Below are 18,247 nucleotides of genomic sequence, written 5' to 3' on the forward strand. Positions count from 1 at the left end.
TCTCCTTACAAAGCTTTAGCAATAAGAGAAAGTCAAAGAAAAGCTCAGGCTATTAGTGTAGCCCAGCAAGAATGCTTAAAAATTATGCGTGAATGTGAAGGTTTTGTGCCTGTTTCACCCATACTACAATTTAGTTATTTGGATGAAAACAAGCACAGAGACAAAGCTTTACAAATGGGATTAGAGCTTTTAAAAGCGTGTGATTATATTTATCTTAGCAAACACAAAGATGCAAAATATTCACAAGGTATGCAAGAAGAATTAGCATTAGCTAAAAAGCTTGGCATTAAAGAGCTAGTTTTGGAGTTGCCTCTTTGACTTCGCAATGTGGCAAAGCCACCTTTTGCGATAAAGAGCTACACTCCCTTAACCCACCTGAAGGCTCCGCGACACTGCGTGAAAAAAAAGGTTTAAGGATAGTTAAGAAAAGAGCTAAACACGCAGTGCTTTTAAGATATGGCGTAGTTCTTTGGGATTATCAAATTAAAAAATATAAATTAAAGGAGATTTAAATGCAAATAAATAATTTAGAAGATGTAAATCTTGCACTTAAAAAAGTGGCAGAACTTAGTGTAAAAATAGAAAAGATTAATGGAGAAGTAACTTTAGCTTGCAATGAGATTAAAGAAGCTCGTGCAGGAGAGATTAAGGTTTTAAGTGATGAGCTTAAATACATAGAGCAATGCATTACAACCTTTTGCGAGAATAACAAGCACGAGTTTGCAGAAAAAAGAAGCAAAGAATTCACCTTTGGTAAGATTGGTTACCGCTTAAGCAAAAGCGTTTCTTTACCACGCGTAAAAGAAAAATTTGACAATTTAATCAAAGCTTTAAAAAGCTATGGACTTAATGATTGCATTACTTATAAAGAAGAACTTAATAAAGATGCCATTGCAGAGCTTGAAGATAGCACCTTAGTAAAATTAGGACTTAAAAGGGTTGTAAAAGATAATTTTAGAATAGAGCCAAAGATTGAAAGCTTGGAGATTGAAAAATGAGAGAGCTTTCCTTAGCGGCTTTTAAACTTTTAAATAGTGTTTTTAAAACAAAAACCGCTCATTTTAATGGTTTTTTAGAACTTGATTTTAAAAATAAGCCTAAGCTAAAAAAGCAAAGCTTTAAAAGAAAAAAGAAAATGACTTCAAAGCAAAAAATCAGACTTAAAAGAATTTAACAAGTCCGCTAAGGCGGATTTGATTAAGTTTTTAAAACTTAATTTAAAACAAAAGGATTAAAAAATGTATGTAAATGCAAAAATTGATGTGACTGATTTAGAATATGTCAGCCTCTATGAAATCATGGAGCTTTTTTATAACTTAGGCAATGATGAGCAAGAAGAGTTCTTTAGGAGGGTTAGCAGAACTTACCCTGAAAAAACGATAAAAGCTTTATTTTTTAAATTAGATAACGATGAAGCTAAAGAGCTTTTAAATGAACTTAATGAAACGATTAAAAGTGATAAAGAGTGGCAAGAAATGGCAAAAAGCATAAATGGAGATGAGAGATGAAGTTAAGAGATTTTGATTTTAGGATTTGGAGTGAATTAGAGAATGGCTATGTGGGATATCCAGCTTTAGCTAAGTTAAACTCCGTTTTACCCGCCAAAGTTCACTATGTAGATAAGCTTGTTCCTTGTATTAAATTTGATGAAAGAGATGATAATAAAGAAATGGAACTTTGGACTGGTTTATATGATGAACATGGAAAGAAGATTTATGAAAATGATATTTTAAAATTTAGTTTTAGTTTTTATGATGGAACCCGAACCCAAGAAGTAATAGCTTATGCTAATGCTATTACTTACAATGGGTTGTTTTTCACTTCTAAACATAATGGTTTCTTTCCAAGAATTGATGATTATTCATATGAACAATTAGAAGAAAATTTCACTTTTAGTATGGAAATCATTGGAAATATCCATGAAAATCCTGAACTTTTGAAATGTTAAAAAATATTAAAAATTTTAACATAAAAATGAAATATGTTAAAAAAGCCAAAAAATTTAACAAAGTCCATTGATTTAATGGGCTTGATTAAGTTTTAGCAAGGAAAAAAGATGAATTTGGATTTTTTAAATGAGTTTAAGTTAAAAAATAAAGATTTAAACGAGAAATTAGAGTTTTTAATCCCTGATTTTTTAGTTAAAAAAGCAATAACCATTATTTACGCAAATGGTGGAAGTGGAAAAAGTTATTTAAGTGCCGCCATTTCTAAAACACTTTGCAAAGATACAAGGGTTAAAAGCATCGTTTATGTTGACATGGATAATCCTTTAAATGTTTTAAATGAAAGAGGTTTTGGTGAACTTATTTTAAATGAAAGCAAATTCACTTATATTCACAGATCAAGCTTAAAAACTTCAGCTTATGAGCTTTTAGAAATGATTGAAGGCAAAGGCGTAGCAGGAAGCTATGAAGGGGTTTTATTTGTACTTGATTCTTTACGCAATTTTGCAGATATTGATAATGATACTAAAATGATGTCTTTAATGTCTTTACTCATGAATTTAAGAGAATGTGGGGCAACCATTATGGCTTTACACCATTCTACAAAAGATGGCAGAGCCTTTAAAGGTTCAAATCATATTAGAAACTCAAGCGATTGCATGTATTTTTTACAAAAAGTAGCTAATTTAGAGCAAGGTTTTGAAGTATTGCTTAGTGTGCAAAAAGAAAGAGCAGGAATTAAAGACCAAGCCTTTTTTATCAATACAAAAACCCTAAATATTAAAAACACCGACTTACAAAACGCTAAAATCAGCAATAAAGAAGAAGCTTTTATAGAAAAAGTTTTAAAGCTTTTAGAAGAAAAAAGCCTAAGCACAAGCGAGATTTTATCAGCCCTTGATGTAAGCAGAAGTGATAATTTTTCAAGGAATACTTTAGAGAAATTTAAAGGTGTTTTTTGGGAAAGTGAGCTTGGCGGGGAAAATGGTCGCACTTTTGTTTGGAAAAGTTTAAAAGCTGACAATAAAGACAGCAACGACAAAGAATTAAGCTTATTTGGGGATGAGTTATGAAATTTAACCCTCCAAGTAAAGAAGATTTAATTAAAGCCATTGATGAGTTTAATACTAAAAACTCTTGCTCTATCCCCTATTTTATAGCAGAAAGCTTTATAAATTATTATAAGCAAGATGATGGAAGGTGGCTCATGGCTAATAAAAAGCCTTTAAAATGCTGGAAAAGAGCACTTAATTCAACTTGGCTTCCAAAGTTAGCAAACAAATATAAAAACAAAGATAAACAAAAAGCTTTAGCTTCTTGGCTAGAAGAGGAGTTTTAATGGATAATGCAAAAGAGGCACTAAAAGAGCTTTTTGGTATTAGTGAAGTTCAAGCAGTGGTTATAGAAAAACTTTATTTTAAAGCCAAAACACCAAAAGATATATTAGGCTTTAAAAAATACTATGATTTAACCATGTTAAAAAAGCAATTTGTTGGTACAAGCTATGAAAAACTTTCTCTTGTGTGCGCCTTTGCAGAGCTTGATTTAAACTTAAGGTACAAAAATATAGAGTCTTTTTTAGAATGGCTTTTCATTTCATTTTCAAATCGTTTTATTTTTCAAACAAAAAAAGGAGATTTCTCATATTCTTTTGTACTTAGATATTATGATGGTAACATTGTTTATGATGAGTTAGGAAAGCCTGTTTTAAAGCATGTTGATTGTGGAGATAATCTTTATTTTATTAATGCTAATAAAGAGCTTTGTGATGAGCAAAGAAAACCACTGAATGTAGGAGAGTTTTATAATAAGCTAGTTGAATATATGTTTAAAAACCAAGATAAAATCATTTTTGATAATAAAATTGAAATAAGTCCTGTTATTAAAACTCAAATTCCTAGCCAAACTAAAATAAATAAAGATTACGAGCAAAACTATTTAGAATACAAAAAAAATCAAGATAAGCTTTATAATGCAAATATTGATAAATTTACTTCAAAACTAGAGCAAATTTTAAAGGCTAAAAAATGAATACTCAAAACACTTTAAAAAAGCACTTAATTAAAATCATTCATACTTTAAGAAAAGATGCTAATTTAAGCGATGATGAAAGCTATCGCTGGGTTTTAAATCAAAGATATGGCAAAGCTTCAAGTAAGGATTTGAGCATAGATGAACTAAGGGACTTTGCTATAACTTTGGGCTATGATGAAAAGTTTTTAAAAAAGCAAAATACCAAAAAAGCAAGGTATTTTAAAAAAGAAAACACTAAAAGCGGAAGGGCTACAAAAAAGCAACTTAATATGATACAAGCCATTTGGAGTAAAAATGCTAAAAATCCTACTCAGTGGGCTTTAAGAGAGTTTATTAATAATATTATTAAAAAACGACCTTTGCATCTTTGGTATTTAAGCGTTGAAGATGCTAATAAAGTTATCCTAGGGCTAAAAAATTTAGAAAACAACAGCACACATTAAGCCAAACGAAGCTAATGTTGTCTCATCAAAACAAAAGGAGATTAAAATGATTTTAGAAATACATTCTTACGATGCAGAGTTTTTTTAACCTTAGGCATAGAAAAACACTCACAAATTGCCTTTGCCGCAAAAAGAACAAGCCTTGAAATAATGCATAATGGAATCACTCATCAGATTAAAACTGATAAAGATTTTGGGATTTTACTTAATGTGATTTGCGTAATTAGAGAAAGAATTGATGAGAGTTTTGATGAAAAAGATAAAAGCTTGGTTATTGATATAGATGAAATTGTGGCTAAAGTTTGCAAAGAATTAGAGTAATGCTCTAATTCTTTTTTCTTTCTCATCCATAGGGTATTGTTTATCCCAAGCCTCCATAAGCTTTCTTTCTTGATCTGACAATTTAATATTATAGGTCTTACTCATATATAAATAGCTTCTTGCAATCCAGCCTTTAGAATAATTTGCAGGATAAAATCTTTTTGCTTTAAAATCAGTATAAACCTTACAATTTCCATATTGAGTATATTTTAAATTAGTAGGAGCCTCAGCATATCTAAAATTGCTTCTATCCCCATTTATCTCTCCTATGGCTGGGACTAGGTTTTGTTTATCGGCTTCCATTTTTGCAAAAGTTGGATCATTTTTACAAGCTTTTCTGCCACCTTCTTTCCAGCAAGGTAAATGCTTTCCAAAGTTTTGGGCGGGCATAATATGCTCCCATTCTATGCGTTTGATTCTTTGGTTAATTTTTCCTTTTTTGGTGTATTCGTTTCTAGGAGCATATAAATCACTTTTAATCACTTCAAAACTAATATATTTTCCTTTTTTATTAACCTTAAAAGGTGCTTGACAATAAAAATCATACCAGTAAGAGCTCCCTAGATCATTATAAAATTTTACTAATTCTTTTTTGCTTTCTTCAAAACTTTTAGCATTTAATAAGCTTAAAGCAAGTATTAAAACGCTTATTATTTTTTTCATTTATTCTCCTTTTTATTTTTTAAAATTATACCCTACTAAATAAAATTTAGCTTTTTTGCTATAATTTGCAAAAACACTCAAATAGGACTAGCATTGCTTAGCAATAACGAATACTTTGAATATTTTATTGATTTTGTGAAAAATAACGACAAACGAGAAATCTTAAAAGAATTTGGCGGTGCAAATATTTATATACCAAGCTACAAAACCCTACTTAGAGATGAAGAATTAAAACAGGATTTTAAAACGCTTATAAAACAAGGTTTAACCACTAAAAATGCAAGTGTGGAATGTGCTAAAAAATACGATTTAAGTTTAAATGCGGTGTATTTAATCACTAAAGAATTGAGAGAGAATTTAGAACCAAGTTTGTTTTAGTTTTTCTTTGGTTTTTGAAAAAATTTCAATTAAATTTGATATTTTTATTGCAAAAATTTAATTTAATTATGATATTATTAAATTTTAAAAACCTTTTAATTTGTCAAGGTTTTATATCTTTAAGGAAAATAAATGGAAAAATTGGTTAGAGATAGTTATGGAAAGATAAATTATGTCAATGATTTTTGCAACAATACTGGCAGCGTTGGGCAATTAACTTACGGAAAAGACAATCCAAAGCTTGATAAAAGTCTTAAAAAAACAAGTAATTTTTTAGATAGAATGTATGAAAAATATAATGTAGAGGAAAAAATTGCAAATAAAAATTTTTAATTCTTTTTTCTTTCAATATGGCAGATATTTGCAATATGACTTAATCCATTCTCTTCAACAAAAAACAAAAATAGGTAGGAATGTTGATCTATTGATAGAATTTCGGGAATTTTTTAAATTGCTTGTTTCTTCTAAATTAAAGCAAGAAGAAGAGAAGGAAGGGCTTGATAATTTAAAAATAGATATTAAAAATTACATTGGCAATAAACAACAAGAATGTCTAGATATTGAAATTGATAAAATCAGTCATTCTACTTTTGATTATAATATATTATTAACACAGGATTTTAAAAACCTATTATCGGATTTTTGTGTTTCTTGCTCAGACTTTAGAATTATTGACACTATAGAGCACGATGAAGGTCAAGAATTTGCAAAAGACAAGGATCGAAGAAGTGTTTTAGTTCAAGCTTTACTTGAATTTAACAATGCCTTATCTCATATTTTTACAAGTGTTTATCACGGAAATGATGATTTAGGAAATATAAATAAAGCAAAAAATCATCTTTATAGGGGAACGCTTGATAATTATAAAATGTTTATCAGACTATCTATTAAGTCAGTAAAACAAAAAAATCCAAAATTATTTAAAGAATTTAAGGATATAAGAATGCAAGAATTGTTATATCTTGGCAAAGATGTACAAGGAAAAGTAATAAACAATAAGTATTTACACAAACAATACAAAGAACTCTACAATAAATCTTTACCCTATCTAGATAAAAAATCTAGCTCTCAAACTCCACGCTAATTATATAAGCTTGGTCATTAAAACTATGACTCACGCTTTTAATACTAAATTCATAATGATCCATATTAATATCTTTAATCTTAAGTTTTCCACCTGCTCTTATTTCACGCCCAATAAGCTCACATCTTCCATTTAATCCACCTTTTTGAAGCTCATTGAGTTTTGCTTGTGCTTTTTTAAAAGCTTCATTATCATTTTTTGGTTGTGAGATTTGCATTTTATATATATTCTCCCCACTTCCTACTTTTATGCTTTTTATCTTTGCCTCATTTATATCTTGCCATTCTGCTATTACGGCACTATATTCATTTCTAGCACTTTCTGAAATTTCTAATGAAATACATTCTTTTAAAGCTATTTCAAATAAGGGTAAATTTTCATTCTTGCTTGTGATATTAGCAGCATTATCGCCAATCTTACCATCTTTTGGAGTAATGATTAAAGTATTTTCTTTTACACAGCAAATAAAACCATAATCAAAGCATATACTATATAAGAATTCTAAATTACTTTGATTATTTTGTAAAATACTTACTATATTTTGATCCTCTCCACTTGTTTTGATTTTTAGATTGTTTTCATTTGCGATTTTTCTTGCTATGGTAAAAAGAGTAGTGTTTTCAAAGCTTCTTGTCTTTTTCTCTTTTATATTAACGCTGCCTTTTCCACTAAAATTAATAGCACTTGCTCTAACTTCAGTAGTATTTGAAGTATAGTTTTTACTCACTACATTCACACTAAAGCTTCCACATTTATAAAGCTTTTCAAAGCCAAGCCAAAGCTCTAAACTATCCCCAAAAAGTGGCTTGGAATAAAGCCCAAAAACACTTAAACTTATCTCATCACTTTCAGCTTTTTCTTTATCTTCATAACTAATGCTAATGAGATTTTTAGAAAGTTTTTCTGTGATATCCTCACCTTTGGCAATAAGTTTAAACTTAGGTTTTCTTACCATAAAGCCTTTTCCTTGCTTTCTTTGATTTCAATACTAGGTAAAATCACTTTATCCCCTGTTTTTAAAAGAGGCTCTAATCTTGGATTGGCTAATAAAACTTGATTAAAATACAAAAGTGTCCCATAATGCTTATAGACTATACTATCAAGCCTCTCGTTGTTTTTAGCTATGTAAATCTTACTCATCAAAATCCCTTTCTAAATCCATGCTAAAGCTTTGTGCTACAAAGCCACTTCCATCTACAAATGCACTTCTGTTTTCATTTAAGGATAAAATCACAAATTTACCATAATACTTTCCATTAGCTCCTGTTAAGATAAAAGATCTTTGTTCTTTTGCCATATTCTCAAGCTTATCTAAATAAGTATTTCTATCCCCTTTTAAAGGTAAAGTTTTGCCTTGTATTTTAATCTTTTCGCTTTCTTTAGAACTTGCAAATAAAGCATTATGATTATTAAGCCTATTTTGACTTTGTATGTTATATTCTAAGCTTCTTTCTAAATTATCAAAATTTAAAGCTTTAAACTCAAATTCTCCTAAAGCTAAAACCATTTAAACTCCTTTTTAGTTTCATCAAGCTAAAATTATCTTAATTAGATAAGGTTGATACCTAAAATGTAGTAGTAGGATAGTCCAAATTAATTGGGGTATGTATTGTGAGTGCAAGTCTCACCGCCTTATCTGATCTTAATATATGTCTTATTATCTTTATTAATCGCTTCTACTTTTCCTAATGTAACTATTGCATTGGTTTTACCAAACTTCTTTAGCTTATAATCAGGGGTAATTACAATTTTATTGATACGACTAGCATCTTTTTTATCTTCAAAGAAATACAATAAAGAATTATTTGCATTATCCCAATAAACTTCTTTTGCTTCATCTAAAACTTTAACAATTTGCTTGATTTCATCCGCGCTTAAAGCCTGATTATAACTTGCCTTTCTTTTAGGACTTGCGTGTAAAAGATTGTTTTTGCTCAGTGTAAAGTATAAGTCTTCTAAGTCTTTTTTATTAAGTTTTTCTAAAAACTCTTTGGTGCTTTTATCCATTTTACCTACTTGTATGAAATTGATAGGATATTTTTGATTATCTTTAATGATGACTTCATCCACCATATCATCTAAGCTTTTTTGCCAAATATAGAGTTCTTTTTCTCTTTGAAAACTTTGTGCATTCTCTTTTGTCTTGGTTGCTAAGCTTAAAGCTTCTAACTTTATGAAGTTTTGGCTTATTTGGCTTATCTTTTCTTTATAAAGTTTTTCAAGCTTTTCTACGCCTAAGTTTTTATTGTAGTTAAAATTTTTATCCGCCAAATCAGCTGGTGTTTGCTTTGAAAGCTTCCAGCCATAAAGCTTTAATTCACTTTCACTTACACCTTGAATGGAGCATTTGCACCCATAACCACAAGGTGGGCGGTTGTTAATCCAAAAAGGATCATCTCTTCTTAAAATCATCCCATGTAAGGCTAAATGCTCTTTTCTTCGATTGCCATGAAGTAAGCTTATCCAACGCACATATTCTTTATTGCTTTGCAAAATGTTTTCCCACACCGCTTGGGCTTTTGCTATTCTCATATTTGTTTCAAAGACTTTTTTTAGTCTTGAAGTGCCTATTTTGATATTTTTAACTTCTCCTGTTTTAGGGTTTACAACCTCTACTTTGTCCCCAAACCATCCTTTAGCTTTTAATTTTGGGGTAATTTGCTTTTTCCAAGTTTCAAATTTATCCCCATTTTTTAAAGCCTCTATTAAAAAGTTTTGAATATCTTTTAAAAGATTTAAATCATTTAGCTTTGCAATGGTAAAGACTTTATTATGTGTTTCATGCATTATTTCATCATAATCAAAGCTAGTTTGGGGTTTTTTGCTTTGTAAATATTCAATTGCCTTATTTGGCTTACCAAAAAACATTTTTAATCCCCATAGCCTAAAATACTTGAATTAGCTAAAGCTTGAAACATAAACTCTTCTAAAATATTGATAGAAATATCGCTAAACTCTTTTTGCAAGTTTTCAAAAAGCTCTTCATAAGAATTAGAATCATTTAAAAGCTGATTAAAGGCTTGTTCTAGCTTTTCTTTAATTTGCTCATCAATGACTTTAAACTCTTTACTTTCAAGTGCTGCATCAATTTTATCCATAGGCTTTTTTTGTATAAACTTTACTTTGTTTTCAAAGACTTTTTTATCATTTTCTAAATCTTTAAAGTCTTTTTTTTCTAAAGTCTCTCTTATAAGCTCACCTTCTACATTATAAGTGCTTTTAATGTATTCTTCATCAAAGCAAAAGCCCATGTTAAAAAGTTTTAAATCCCTTTCGCAAAGCTCACTTTTTGGTTCTGCTTCGCTAAAAAACTGCACATAGAGTTCATCTTTAAAATGATTGATTTCTTTGAAAAACTTAATGGCACGATTTAAAATAAAAAGAACAATTTGTCCATCTTGGGCGGCTAAATCTTTTCTTATTTGATTATGTGACTCAGCCGCTGCTAAAGAACCCCCACTCACTTGAGAACTTAAATTAGCTCCTAAAACCACGCTTCTTATTTGATTATCTAAGTAATCTATTATTTCATTATAATTTGCCTTAGCCTTTGGCTGGATTAAATCAAGCTCTTCTTCTTTATCAATGACCGCACTATCGCCATTTAACATTTGATGAATTTCAGAAGCTAGTGCATCAGGATCGCTATCTGTTTTTGCAACTGCCCAAGGAGAACCAAATCTTTCTAAAAACTCCATCCAAAACTTTAAACTTGCATTTTTAAGCTTTACTGGAAAATAAAGCTTTGTTAATAAGGCATCGCCATTTTTAAATAAAAAATTAGAGCCAAAAAGTCCATAAATTGCTTTTTTATCTTCCACAATTTCTTCGCAACCATTGCCATTATAAACTAACTCATCATTTTCATTAAAGCCAAAATTTCTAAAATCTCTTTGTTTTAAGATTGGATAGTAAAAACCATCTTTTAACTTGTAATTAACTTCAAATACATTAAGCCCATAAAGATAGGTTTCTAAGATTTGACTTAATAAATCAGGATTGAAAAGATACTCAAAGCTTTCTTTTATTTTTTCGTTTTCACAAACGATTTGAAGCTCTTTTGCTAAAATCACACTCCTTCGTGATTGATGAGCTTGAGTAAAGCTTAGATCTTTAAAAATCATTCTTTGATCGTTCTCGCTGATTTTAAGCACATTTAAATAGCTTGAGTTTATAAGAGTGTTTATAAGACTATTGTTTTTTAATATCACTTCTCTTTTGGATTTGATTTCTTTTTTCATATTTTTCCTTTAAAAACGCCTTATTCTTGAAACAGAGTTAAAATGATGCTTTCTTCTTTTAATGCTACTTTTAGTTCTTGCTAATAAAAATGCTCCTGCTAAGCTATCAGGTGCATCATCATTTTTCCCTTCTGGAAATTCTAAAAGTTGATTTATAAGCATAGTTTGGCTTTTATGTAAAAAAAGCTCTTCATTTTCAAAAGCAAGGCTTAAGCTCTCAATGCGTTCAAACTTGCTAACGCTATTATTTTTACCACGCAAAGGCAAAAAAACTCCACTTTCTAAGCTTTTTTCTTGTAACCATTTTTTTAAGAAAAATTGACCGCCATTAGTTTCAATTTCAATCAAGCGACATTTATAAATCTTTTGAAGATTAAAAATGGTTTTTATAATGCTTTGTGCTTTTAAGATTTTTACGATGCTTTCTGCTACATAAAAACCCTTTGCACCTTTACCAATAATGGTAATCGCAGTAAAGTCACTTTTTGCTTTTTCTCCTGCTGGGTCAATATACATATAATACTGATTAATGGCGGGTAAATCATCATAAAAATTAATGCCATCAAGGCTAAAGATTTGATTTTCACTTCTTGGATTATTGAGTTGCTCTTTATTAAAAGCTTTTAGATTTTCAGCCCTTAACTTCATTAAATCCTCTAAGCTTTTGGCTTCTTCCCAAAGAACCTTAGCCCCTTTATCCATTAAAGCTTTATTTTTTAAATAAAATTGATGAGCGGTATTAAAATCAGTATTTCTATAAAGCGTGGCGTATTCATCCCATAAATCAAGCCTTTGTGGAAACTCTTCGATGGAACGGAAGACTTTAGGATTCCAAAAACCAAGCTTTAATTTTCTAGATAAAACACTATCATTATGTAAAATGGTTCCAATATAAAGCACATCTAAGCTTCCATCCGCACTCCCTAAGTTTAAAACCGCTTCATCCACCCAATCTTCTAATTTATCCCTTTGATCTTTACTCCTGACATTAGTATCATTTTCTAAATCATCTAAAATAACTAAATCAGGTCTTTTAACCCCATATCTAACCCCACGAAGTCTTTTTCCACTGCCAAAGGCTTTAATTTTTACGCCATTATTACTTACAAACTCTCCTACGCGCCAAGTTTTGCCAATTCCTACTACTTCGGGAAAATCAAGCTTTAAATGCGGATTATCTTCAAGCTCTGCTTTAATAGCTTCAAGCATTCCTTCCATAAGTTCGACCGCATCTGAAATCTCTACTATAAAGCTTTTATAATTAAAAACTAAGCACCACAAAGGAAAGAGTTGTGAAGTGTAGGTGGATTTGCCATGAGCTCTTGGTGCAGCTATGGCGTGTTTTTCACCTTTGCTTTCTTTTTTAAGTGCGATTTTTGTAAAAACTTCATTTAAGTGCAAATGTAAGCCACATTCTCCTTTAATGGTAAAATAATGCGGAAAATAAGTTCTTGCAAAATAATCAAAATCCACACTCGCTCTTTTAATTCTTTCTTCTTTTAAAGTAGGATCTAAATGGCTTTCATGCAAAAATTGAGTTTTTAATTCATTTTTTAGCTCATCCATCCATTCTAAAAAGTCTTTTCTTTGCATAGCACCTTTTAGTTCATTTGGAGTGTTTTCGTGCTTTTGTTCGTTTGAGATTAAAAACTCATCGAGTTCTTCTTTGGAAAAAAGCATTAAATATCCATTGCTAAAATTTCTTTTTCTATCACTCCACTTTCTAAAAGTGATACAAGTTTTGCTACGCAATCTTTATCATTTTTTAAATGACTTATGATAATTTCAACCACTTTTTTAGCAACATTTAAACGATAGCTGCTTGGATCTTCTAATCTTGCAACCTTTCTCATTTTTGAAAAGCTATCGCCTATCCTTGCAATGGCTTCAGTTTTCTTTTCTGCATTCATTTTTTCATCAGTATTTATATTTTCAATCGCACAAAACATTTGCTCGGTAAAACTTTCATATAATGAGGCACTTTCTTTATCTTTTATTTTTGAAGTTAAAAGATTAGCTTTTTGCTTATCCCAATCGCCATCTTTGGCTTTGTAATTTCTAATCGTTTTTTCATTGCGGTTTAAAATTTTTGCAATTTTAAATATATCAAAACCTGCAATATAAAGTTCTTTTGCTAAATCTTTTAAGTTGTTTTGAGACTTCGCGGATGAAGTAAATTTATCCTTACGAGCAGGAGTTTCACTCTCTGCACCCACCTGAAGGCCACACCCGACCTTTGCCATCTTAGGCTTTGTGGTGGAAGTTAAATTTTTAGCCATTTAATCTCCTTAAATCCATTCTTTTTCTTTTAATTTTAAACGCTCTAACTTTGTTTTGTGGGATAAAGTTATCTTCGTTGATTTCAGTTGGAATTTTTTTATTTGCCATTTTTAAAAGTAAATCATTAGCCCACTCTCTAATCTCTTCTAAGCTTTCTTTTGGAAAATCATTTCGGCGTTTTAATTCCATAATTGTAAGCTTTACACAGATATCTTTTAAAAGAGGAGTTGGGTTTTTAGGTATCTTTATAAAACTTGCAATATAACTTTGTGCATCATTAATAGCATCATCAATCACTTCTTTATCACAAACCCCATCAGCATTTAAATCGCTAAGCTCTGCTATGGCATGAACGCTTAATTCTTTGATTAAATCCTTTTCATCTATCATAAAAAAATGCGTTTTAGTTTCTGTGATAAGCTTTTCTTCTAAAATGTCTTGATAATTCATTTAAAAAACCTTTTTTAATGTGGTTAAAATATGGTTAAAATCGTTTAAAATCTTTTTTTAATATCTTTTTAGCTTTAAAAGCATTTTTTGCCTTTAAAGCTAAAATTGTGCGTTTTACTCTAAAACAAGCTTAATAAGTCCATTTGGTCTGGTGCAAACTGGCATGGCTCTCATTTCGCCTACAATTTCAATTCCAGCCCCACGAGGTAAAATCTCAGGCTTAGAAACAAACATTAAACTTGGTGCTTTTCCTAAAGCATCAGTATGATTTGCTCTTGTATAATAAATGCGATTAGAATTATCCTTTGGCACAACCATACCCTCAGTGCCTTTTAAAAATTCAACGCTTTTTCCATTTGTATTTTTATATTTTGCACTATAACGGCGATATTTGGTGCCATATAAAATTAAGGACTTATCTTTCTCATCCCTACTTGCAAGATGATTTTTATAAAGATCTTCGCTTAATGCCAAGTTAGAAATAGCCGCAAAAAGTTCATTTCCACAAAGCACTTCATAATCAGCACTTGTTCCAAATTCATCAATAATTGCTGAATCAATCGCATCACAAATGCTGGCTAAAGTCACACTCCCATCTTTTTTAACACTAACAGCTTTCTTACTTGCACTTCCAAAATCAAAAAGCACATTTCCTTTGCCATCTAAAATCTTGCCAAATAAAGCACCATTTGCCATATATTCAAGTGTAGTGTTAAAGCTTTCTTTCATTTCTTTAACCAAAACCCCAAGAGCTCCACTTAAGCTTTTAGCCTGAGCTTCTTGCAATGCTAAAGACCTTAAAGAATTAATCTCACTCGCACTGATTCTTTTTGCTAATGCAAAGCGTGGTAAAGGTATATTTAAAATATAAGCGTCTTTAGTATTTTCTAAAGAATGTTCCCCATTATCTGAAATGCTATTTAAAACAATTCCAGCACCTTTTATAATTTCAACCCTTACAGTGCTCTCTAAACTTGGGATTTTATCCTTAAAAAAAGTATCACTTACAAAGCGAGGTGAAGCTTTGGTTTGATTAATAACTTCAGTTATTTTTGTACTTGAAAAAAGTTCCAAAAGTTGCTCTAAATCCATTTTTACTCCTTAGTATTAATAATTAAATTTTGCATAAAAGCCTTTTTAACCGCACTTACATGAACGCCTTTTAAATTGATTTCTCCTGCTAATAAAACCCCATAAACGCCGGATCTTAAAGCGTGATCTTTAAGCATTGCTAATTTAACATTTTCTTTTGCACTAATATCTTCATTTGGACATTTTTTAAAGCTTTCTCCAAAATCTTCGCTGATTAAAAGCGTTCCAAGAGCTAAGCTTTCATTAGTTTCAAGATCTATTTTCGCATTAATTGAAAACAAATCTTTATTGATAAAACTTTCAAGGCTTTTTGGCATAGCAATTAAAGGATCATTGCTTAAGCTTTTTGGTGTGACCTTTGATGGCATTTCTTCTCCTTCTTCATTTATAAATTCCTTAGCGGTTTCATTTTCACTCACAGCTTCTTCATTGACTAGGTTCTCATCTTCTAAAGACAAAGCTTTAGGTAAGTCTCCAGTTTCCAAGTCTTCATTTTCTAGGTTTTGGGTTTCTTTTTTAGCTTTAGCCATTTTTAATCCCCTAACATCATTTTCACAACATCAAACTCATTAGTTTTTGCTGTGTTTTTATTTGCAAAAACATTATTTTTTGGAACTTGCACTTGATCATTCTTGGTATCTAAAAAGCTTTTAAAGCCTTCTAAATCCTTACAAGCATACATTAGCGCCCATTCTTTTTGGGAATTAGCAATTTTTCCGCTATTTAAAGCATTATCAACTAAAGAGCTTGCTAAGTTTTTAACGCTTTCTTCGTTTTGCTTTTTTAAAGCTTCATTTTGTAAAGCGAGTGAACTGTTTTCATTTTTTAAAGCTATAATCTGAGATTCTAGCTCTTTGATTTTTTCATCCATTTTCTCTCCTTTGTTTTGATGAATATTATTTTTGTTAGCAATGAGTTCGCCTAGCTCATCAATAAATGGCGTATTAGTTAGTGCGACTGAGTGAAGCTTAGCTCTTACTAGTTCTCCACTTTTATTGTCTTTTGAATTAAATTCAAACACAGGGGATAAATAGCGGTATTGCTTATTTGCTATATATTTTTTAGCCTCTTCGTTAAACTCAGCCTTAGCCATTAAGGCATCATTTTCCAAATAAAGCTCTTTAATCCAACCTGCAGCAGGTGCTTTTTCATTTTTTAAGCTTTGATGCTCATAGTCAATAACCAAATCAATCTTTTTTTGATTAAAATTATCAATCATTGAGTTTAAATCTTTATCATCAACCTTAAACCTGCCATTATTATGCCCTTTCCACTCACCCTTAATTGCCACTTTTATGGGCTTATCATTGCTAACTTCGACTAAATTTTCTTTATTGATAAAAAGCATTTTAAATCCTTAAAAAATCATCTTTTGGTAAAAAGCTACTTTGCAAAGTTCTTGCATAAATGCTTAAATAGCCATGATCGCTTATTCCTTCGTAAACCTTTTTAAGATCTTTAAGCTCTATTCTAAAACCATTGCTAGGTTCTGCATTTAAAAGCACTTTATCAACAGCTTCTATTGCATCAAATAATTTATGCTTAGCATCAATTCTGTGTTTAGGAGCTTTTGATTTTGTATGGGTTAAAATATAAAGTTTCCAAGTTCCCACTTTATTTTCTAAATCTTTATAACTTTCTCCTTCAAAATCAAGCAAAAGTGAAGCATCTAAATTATTAATACAACTTGCTATGTTTTGGATGTCTTCAAACTCGCCTAAATACATTCTTACTTTAAAATCTTTTAATAGTTCTAAAAGCTCATTTTCAAAACTTTTAAGCATTTTTCATCCTTTAAAAATTAGCGGCAATTTTAAAATGAGTTCTTTTTTTAATCAAGCAAATTATTTTTTCAAAGAGTTTTAGCACAAAATTTTTCTAGTTTTTGGGTCAGCTTTTTAACTAAACTTACGACATTTTAAAGGAGTGAAAATGAAAAATAACCCTTATTTTAAAGAAAGCGAATTTAAATGTAAATGCGGCAAATGTGAATTGCCTCAAAATGTACCAAGTGATGAGCTTATAGACATTCTTTGTGAAATCAGAGAACATTACAATGCTCCTGTTATTATAAATAGTGGATATCGCTGCAAAGAGCATAATGCAGAGATTGGTGGAGCCCCTAAAAGCCAACACACTATAGGAAGTGCAGCGGACTTTGTGGTTAAAGGAGTTAAAACAGAAGAAGTTCATCAATATGTTTTAAACACCTATGGCGAAAGAGGTTTAGGGATTGCTATAAAACATAATTTTAATGATCCTTATGCTGGGTTTGTACATTTAGACACTAGAGGCAAAAAAGCAAGATGGACTTATCCATAAGGAAAAGATTGTGTTTAGTTTTATTTTATCAAGGTTTTTAAGTCCTTCAAAAATAGCTTTTTTTGTTCTAATTGCTCTTTGTGGTTTTTTATATTTAAAAAACAATGCTTTAGCTTTAGAAAATGAAAATCTAAAACTTAAAGCTTTGCATTTTAACAATGAAATCAATGTTTTTAAAGATAAATTAGCCCAGCAAAATAAAGCTATTGATAAATTAAAACTTGATTTAAAGCCCAAAGAGACTTTAAAAGAAGTTTTAAAAGTGGATAAGGTTTTTATTAAAGATAAAAGCTGTGAGAGTGAACTTAAAGCTTATAAAGAATTATTTAATATTTTAGGAGCAAAAAAGTGAATGATAAAATGAGAATTTTCCTATTAATTATACCTTTTGTTTTTTTAAGCGCTTGTGCTTCTAAAGATATTTTGATTAAAACTGAAATCAAAGAAGTTAAAGTTCCTATTAAATGCCCTTTAAAACTTCCTTTAAAGCCTTTAGACAAACAAGACTTAGAAAGTGCTAAAGAAATCTCTAAGTATTACTTAGAAGTTGAAAATATAGCCAAGCTTTGCACAGGAGAGAAAGATGAAAGAAAATAATAAAATGATAAATCAAAAAAGCATTGCAAAAGATCTTCTTATAGCTCTTTTGTTTTCAACTTTTGCATTAGCTTTATTATATTTATTTGAAATTTTTACAAGGAACTAGCAATGAAATTAGAAGATATATTTGTATATATGGTTTTAATGATAGTAAGCTTTATAGCTGGACTTGTAGGAATTGTAACAAAAAATAAATTAAGCAAAGCTCTTAATTTAAAAGGTAAATTTACACTCTTTTTAAAAGGTATGCTAGGTTCTATGTTTGTAGCATATCTAGTTTTTGAAATTGTAAATTATCTTAATTTTGGCATAAAACTTAGCGTTGCAGTGGGCGGTTTTGCAGCTTATATGGGGACAGATGCATTGCTTAAAATTGAGCAACTTGTAGAAAAG

At 30.2% G+C, this 18,247-nt stretch carries 31 protein-coding genes; 18 read left to right on the forward strand and 13 right to left on the reverse strand.

All coding sequences use genetic code 11. The features are described 5' to 3' along the window. From AJ885_RS09395 to AJ885_RS10520, 10 genes are all read left to right on the forward strand, one after another. The coding region (locus tag AJ885_RS09395; protein WP_070281188.1) for a DUF4406 domain-containing protein at positions 1 to 318 on the forward strand (318 nt) is incomplete at its 5' end. 194 nt (positions 319 to 512) lie between these two features. Continuing rightward, positions 513 to 998: a host-nuclease inhibitor Gam family protein gene (locus tag AJ885_RS09405; protein WP_002795451.1), complete on the forward strand. Its 486-nt coding sequence runs from the start codon at positions 513 to 515 to the stop codon at positions 996 to 998. Further along, a complete protein-coding gene (locus AJ885_RS09410) occupies positions 995 to 1,174 on the forward strand; it encodes a hypothetical protein (protein WP_052780836.1) in 180 nt (59 codons plus the stop codon). The genes AJ885_RS09405 and AJ885_RS09410 overlap by 4 nt, the downstream gene beginning before the upstream one ends. Before the next feature lie 64 nt (positions 1,175 to 1,238). Beyond that, positions 1,239 to 1,508 carry a hypothetical protein gene (locus AJ885_RS09415; protein ID WP_070281193.1) on the forward strand — a complete coding sequence of 90 codons (270 nt, stop codon included), beginning with the start codon at positions 1,239 to 1,241 and terminating at the stop codon, positions 1,506 to 1,508. After that, the gene (locus AJ885_RS09420; RefSeq protein WP_070281195.1) at positions 1,505 to 1,948 is read left to right on the forward strand and encodes a YopX family protein; all 444 of its coding nucleotides are present in this window, start codon (positions 1,505 to 1,507) and stop codon (positions 1,946 to 1,948) included. Before AJ885_RS09415 ends, AJ885_RS09420 begins: the two co-directional genes overlap by 4 nt. A gap of 108 nt (positions 1,949 to 2,056) precedes the next feature. Further along, complete coding sequence (locus tag AJ885_RS09425) at positions 2,057 to 3,019, forward strand: hypothetical protein (RefSeq protein WP_052840209.1); 963 nt, start codon at positions 2,057 to 2,059, stop codon at positions 3,017 to 3,019. Then, complete coding sequence (locus AJ885_RS09430; RefSeq protein WP_052797567.1) at positions 3,016 to 3,285, forward strand: hypothetical protein; 270 nt, start codon at positions 3,016 to 3,018, stop codon at positions 3,283 to 3,285. The genes AJ885_RS09425 and AJ885_RS09430 overlap by 4 nt, the downstream gene beginning before the upstream one ends. Continuing rightward, positions 3,285 to 3,977: a hypothetical protein gene (locus AJ885_RS09435; protein WP_002878916.1), complete on the forward strand. Its 693-nt coding sequence runs from the start codon at positions 3,285 to 3,287 to the stop codon at positions 3,975 to 3,977. The genes AJ885_RS09430 and AJ885_RS09435 overlap by 1 nt, the downstream gene beginning before the upstream one ends. Beyond that, positions 3,974 to 4,423, forward strand: coding sequence for a regulatory protein GemA (locus AJ885_RS09440; RefSeq protein WP_032593262.1), 450 nt, complete (start codon positions 3,974 to 3,976; stop codon positions 4,421 to 4,423). Before AJ885_RS09435 ends, AJ885_RS09440 begins: the two co-directional genes overlap by 4 nt. Positions 4,424 to 4,573: 150 nt before the next feature. Then, on the forward strand, positions 4,574 to 4,744 hold the full coding sequence (locus AJ885_RS10520) for a hypothetical protein (protein WP_186820351.1): 171 nt from the start codon (positions 4,574 to 4,576) through the stop codon (positions 4,742 to 4,744). Here the strand turns inward: AJ885_RS10520 and AJ885_RS09445 are convergent. After that, positions 4,736 to 5,407: an endonuclease gene (locus tag AJ885_RS09445; RefSeq protein WP_070281197.1), complete on the reverse strand. Its 672-nt coding sequence runs from the start codon at positions 5,405 to 5,407 to the stop codon at positions 4,736 to 4,738. The two genes, AJ885_RS10520 and AJ885_RS09445, sit on opposite strands and share 9 nt — an antisense overlap. 93 nt (positions 5,408 to 5,500) lie before the next feature. Between AJ885_RS09445 and AJ885_RS09450 the strand changes: the two genes are divergently transcribed. The 3 genes from AJ885_RS09450 to AJ885_RS09460 all read left to right on the forward strand — a co-directional run bounded on the left by AJ885_RS09450 (position 5,501) and on the right by AJ885_RS09460 (position 6,869). Then, the gene (locus AJ885_RS09450) at positions 5,501 to 5,785 is read left to right on the forward strand and encodes a Mor transcription activator family protein (RefSeq protein WP_002888031.1); all 285 of its coding nucleotides are present in this window, start codon (positions 5,501 to 5,503) and stop codon (positions 5,783 to 5,785) included. A 132-nt stretch (positions 5,786 to 5,917) separates the two neighbouring features. Beyond that, positions 5,918 to 6,118 carry a CJH_07325 family protein gene (locus AJ885_RS09455; protein ID WP_002888033.1) on the forward strand — a complete coding sequence of 67 codons (201 nt, stop codon included), beginning with the start codon at positions 5,918 to 5,920 and terminating at the stop codon, positions 6,116 to 6,118. 91 nt (positions 6,119 to 6,209) lie between these two features. After that, positions 6,210 to 6,869: a hypothetical protein gene (locus tag AJ885_RS09460; protein WP_186820350.1), complete on the forward strand. Its 660-nt coding sequence runs from the start codon at positions 6,210 to 6,212 to the stop codon at positions 6,867 to 6,869. Here the strand turns inward: AJ885_RS09460 and AJ885_RS09465 are convergent. The 12 genes from AJ885_RS09465 to AJ885_RS09520 all read right to left on the reverse strand — a co-directional run bounded on the left by AJ885_RS09465 (position 6,847) and on the right by AJ885_RS09520 (position 16,716). Further along, positions 6,847 to 7,824 (reverse strand): phage late control D family protein, encoded by a 978-nt coding sequence (locus AJ885_RS09465; protein WP_002852060.1) that lies wholly within the window; start codon positions 7,822 to 7,824, stop codon positions 6,847 to 6,849. The two genes, AJ885_RS09460 and AJ885_RS09465, sit on opposite strands and share 23 nt — an antisense overlap. Next, entirely contained in the window at positions 7,818 to 8,009 is a 192-nt protein-coding gene (locus tag AJ885_RS09470; RefSeq protein WP_002791401.1) for a tail protein X, read from the reverse strand. The genes AJ885_RS09465 and AJ885_RS09470 overlap by 7 nt, the downstream gene beginning before the upstream one ends. Then, positions 8,002 to 8,376 carry a phage tail protein gene (locus AJ885_RS09475; RefSeq protein ID WP_002784519.1) on the reverse strand — a complete coding sequence of 125 codons (375 nt, stop codon included), beginning with the start codon at positions 8,374 to 8,376 and terminating at the stop codon, positions 8,002 to 8,004. Before AJ885_RS09475 ends, AJ885_RS09470 begins: the two co-directional genes overlap by 8 nt. A gap of 125 nt (positions 8,377 to 8,501) precedes the next feature. After that, a complete protein-coding gene (locus AJ885_RS09480; protein ID WP_070281202.1) occupies positions 8,502 to 9,737 on the reverse strand; it encodes a phage minor head protein in 1,236 nt (411 codons plus the stop codon). Positions 9,738 to 9,739: 2 nt separating this feature from the next. Then, positions 9,740 to 11,110 carry a DUF935 family protein gene (locus tag AJ885_RS09485; RefSeq protein ID WP_070281203.1) on the reverse strand — a complete coding sequence of 457 codons (1,371 nt, stop codon included), beginning with the start codon at positions 11,108 to 11,110 and terminating at the stop codon, positions 9,740 to 9,742. A 9-nt stretch (positions 11,111 to 11,119) separates the two neighbouring features. Beyond that, the gene (gene terL, locus AJ885_RS09490) at positions 11,120 to 12,790 is read right to left on the reverse strand and encodes a phage terminase large subunit (protein WP_052803392.1); all 1,671 of its coding nucleotides are present in this window, start codon (positions 12,788 to 12,790) and stop codon (positions 11,120 to 11,122) included. Next, positions 12,790 to 13,389: a DUF1804 family protein gene (locus AJ885_RS09495; RefSeq protein WP_002803360.1), complete on the reverse strand. Its 600-nt coding sequence runs from the start codon at positions 13,387 to 13,389 to the stop codon at positions 12,790 to 12,792. The genes terL and AJ885_RS09495 overlap by 1 nt, the downstream gene beginning before the upstream one ends. Further along, the gene (locus AJ885_RS09500) at positions 13,382 to 13,840 is read right to left on the reverse strand and encodes a phage protein Gp36 family protein (protein ID WP_002855185.1); all 459 of its coding nucleotides are present in this window, start codon (positions 13,838 to 13,840) and stop codon (positions 13,382 to 13,384) included. The genes AJ885_RS09495 and AJ885_RS09500 overlap by 8 nt, the downstream gene beginning before the upstream one ends. A 114-nt stretch (positions 13,841 to 13,954) precedes the next feature. Continuing rightward, the gene (locus AJ885_RS09505; RefSeq protein WP_002784507.1) at positions 13,955 to 14,932 is read right to left on the reverse strand and encodes a major capsid protein; all 978 of its coding nucleotides are present in this window, start codon (positions 14,930 to 14,932) and stop codon (positions 13,955 to 13,957) included. A gap of 2 nt (positions 14,933 to 14,934) precedes the next feature. Next, positions 14,935 to 15,462: a hypothetical protein gene (locus tag AJ885_RS09510; RefSeq protein WP_070281205.1), complete on the reverse strand. Its 528-nt coding sequence runs from the start codon at positions 15,460 to 15,462 to the stop codon at positions 14,935 to 14,937. A gap of 2 nt (positions 15,463 to 15,464) precedes the next feature. Then, a complete protein-coding gene (locus AJ885_RS09515) occupies positions 15,465 to 16,280 on the reverse strand; it encodes a phage protease (protein WP_002901531.1) in 816 nt (271 codons plus the stop codon). Between the two features lies 1 nt (position 16,281). Further along, positions 16,282 to 16,716, reverse strand: coding sequence for a hypothetical protein (locus tag AJ885_RS09520; protein WP_060816345.1), 435 nt, complete (start codon positions 16,714 to 16,716; stop codon positions 16,282 to 16,284). Between the two features lie 148 nt (positions 16,717 to 16,864). On the opposite strand from AJ885_RS09520, the gene AJ885_RS09525 reads away from it, so the two are divergent. From AJ885_RS09525 to AJ885_RS09540, 5 genes are all read left to right on the forward strand, one after another. Further along, positions 16,865 to 17,254: a YcbK family protein gene (locus AJ885_RS09525; RefSeq protein ID WP_070276122.1), complete on the forward strand. Its 390-nt coding sequence runs from the start codon at positions 16,865 to 16,867 to the stop codon at positions 17,252 to 17,254. Positions 17,255 to 17,264: 10 nt separating this feature from the next. Then, entirely contained in the window at positions 17,265 to 17,606 is a 342-nt protein-coding gene (locus tag AJ885_RS09530; protein WP_002827119.1) for a hypothetical protein, read from the forward strand. Further along, the gene (locus AJ885_RS09535; RefSeq protein WP_070280988.1) at positions 17,603 to 17,851 is read left to right on the forward strand and encodes a hypothetical protein; all 249 of its coding nucleotides are present in this window, start codon (positions 17,603 to 17,605) and stop codon (positions 17,849 to 17,851) included. Before AJ885_RS09530 ends, AJ885_RS09535 begins: the two co-directional genes overlap by 4 nt. Beyond that, positions 17,838 to 17,960, forward strand: a complete 123-nt coding sequence (locus AJ885_RS10785) for a hypothetical protein (protein ID WP_002790262.1) — start codon at positions 17,838 to 17,840, stop codon at positions 17,958 to 17,960. The genes AJ885_RS09535 and AJ885_RS10785 overlap by 14 nt, the downstream gene beginning before the upstream one ends. A 2-nt stretch (positions 17,961 to 17,962) precedes the next feature. Further along, positions 17,963 to 18,247: phage holin family protein (locus AJ885_RS09540; protein WP_002875551.1), on the forward strand; the 285-nt coding region annotated here is incomplete at its 3' end.

Source organism: Campylobacter sp. BCW_6464, assembly GCF_001762775.1.
GTDB classification, from domain to species: Bacteria; Campylobacterota; Campylobacteria; order Campylobacterales; family Campylobacteraceae; genus Campylobacter_D; species Campylobacter_D jejuni.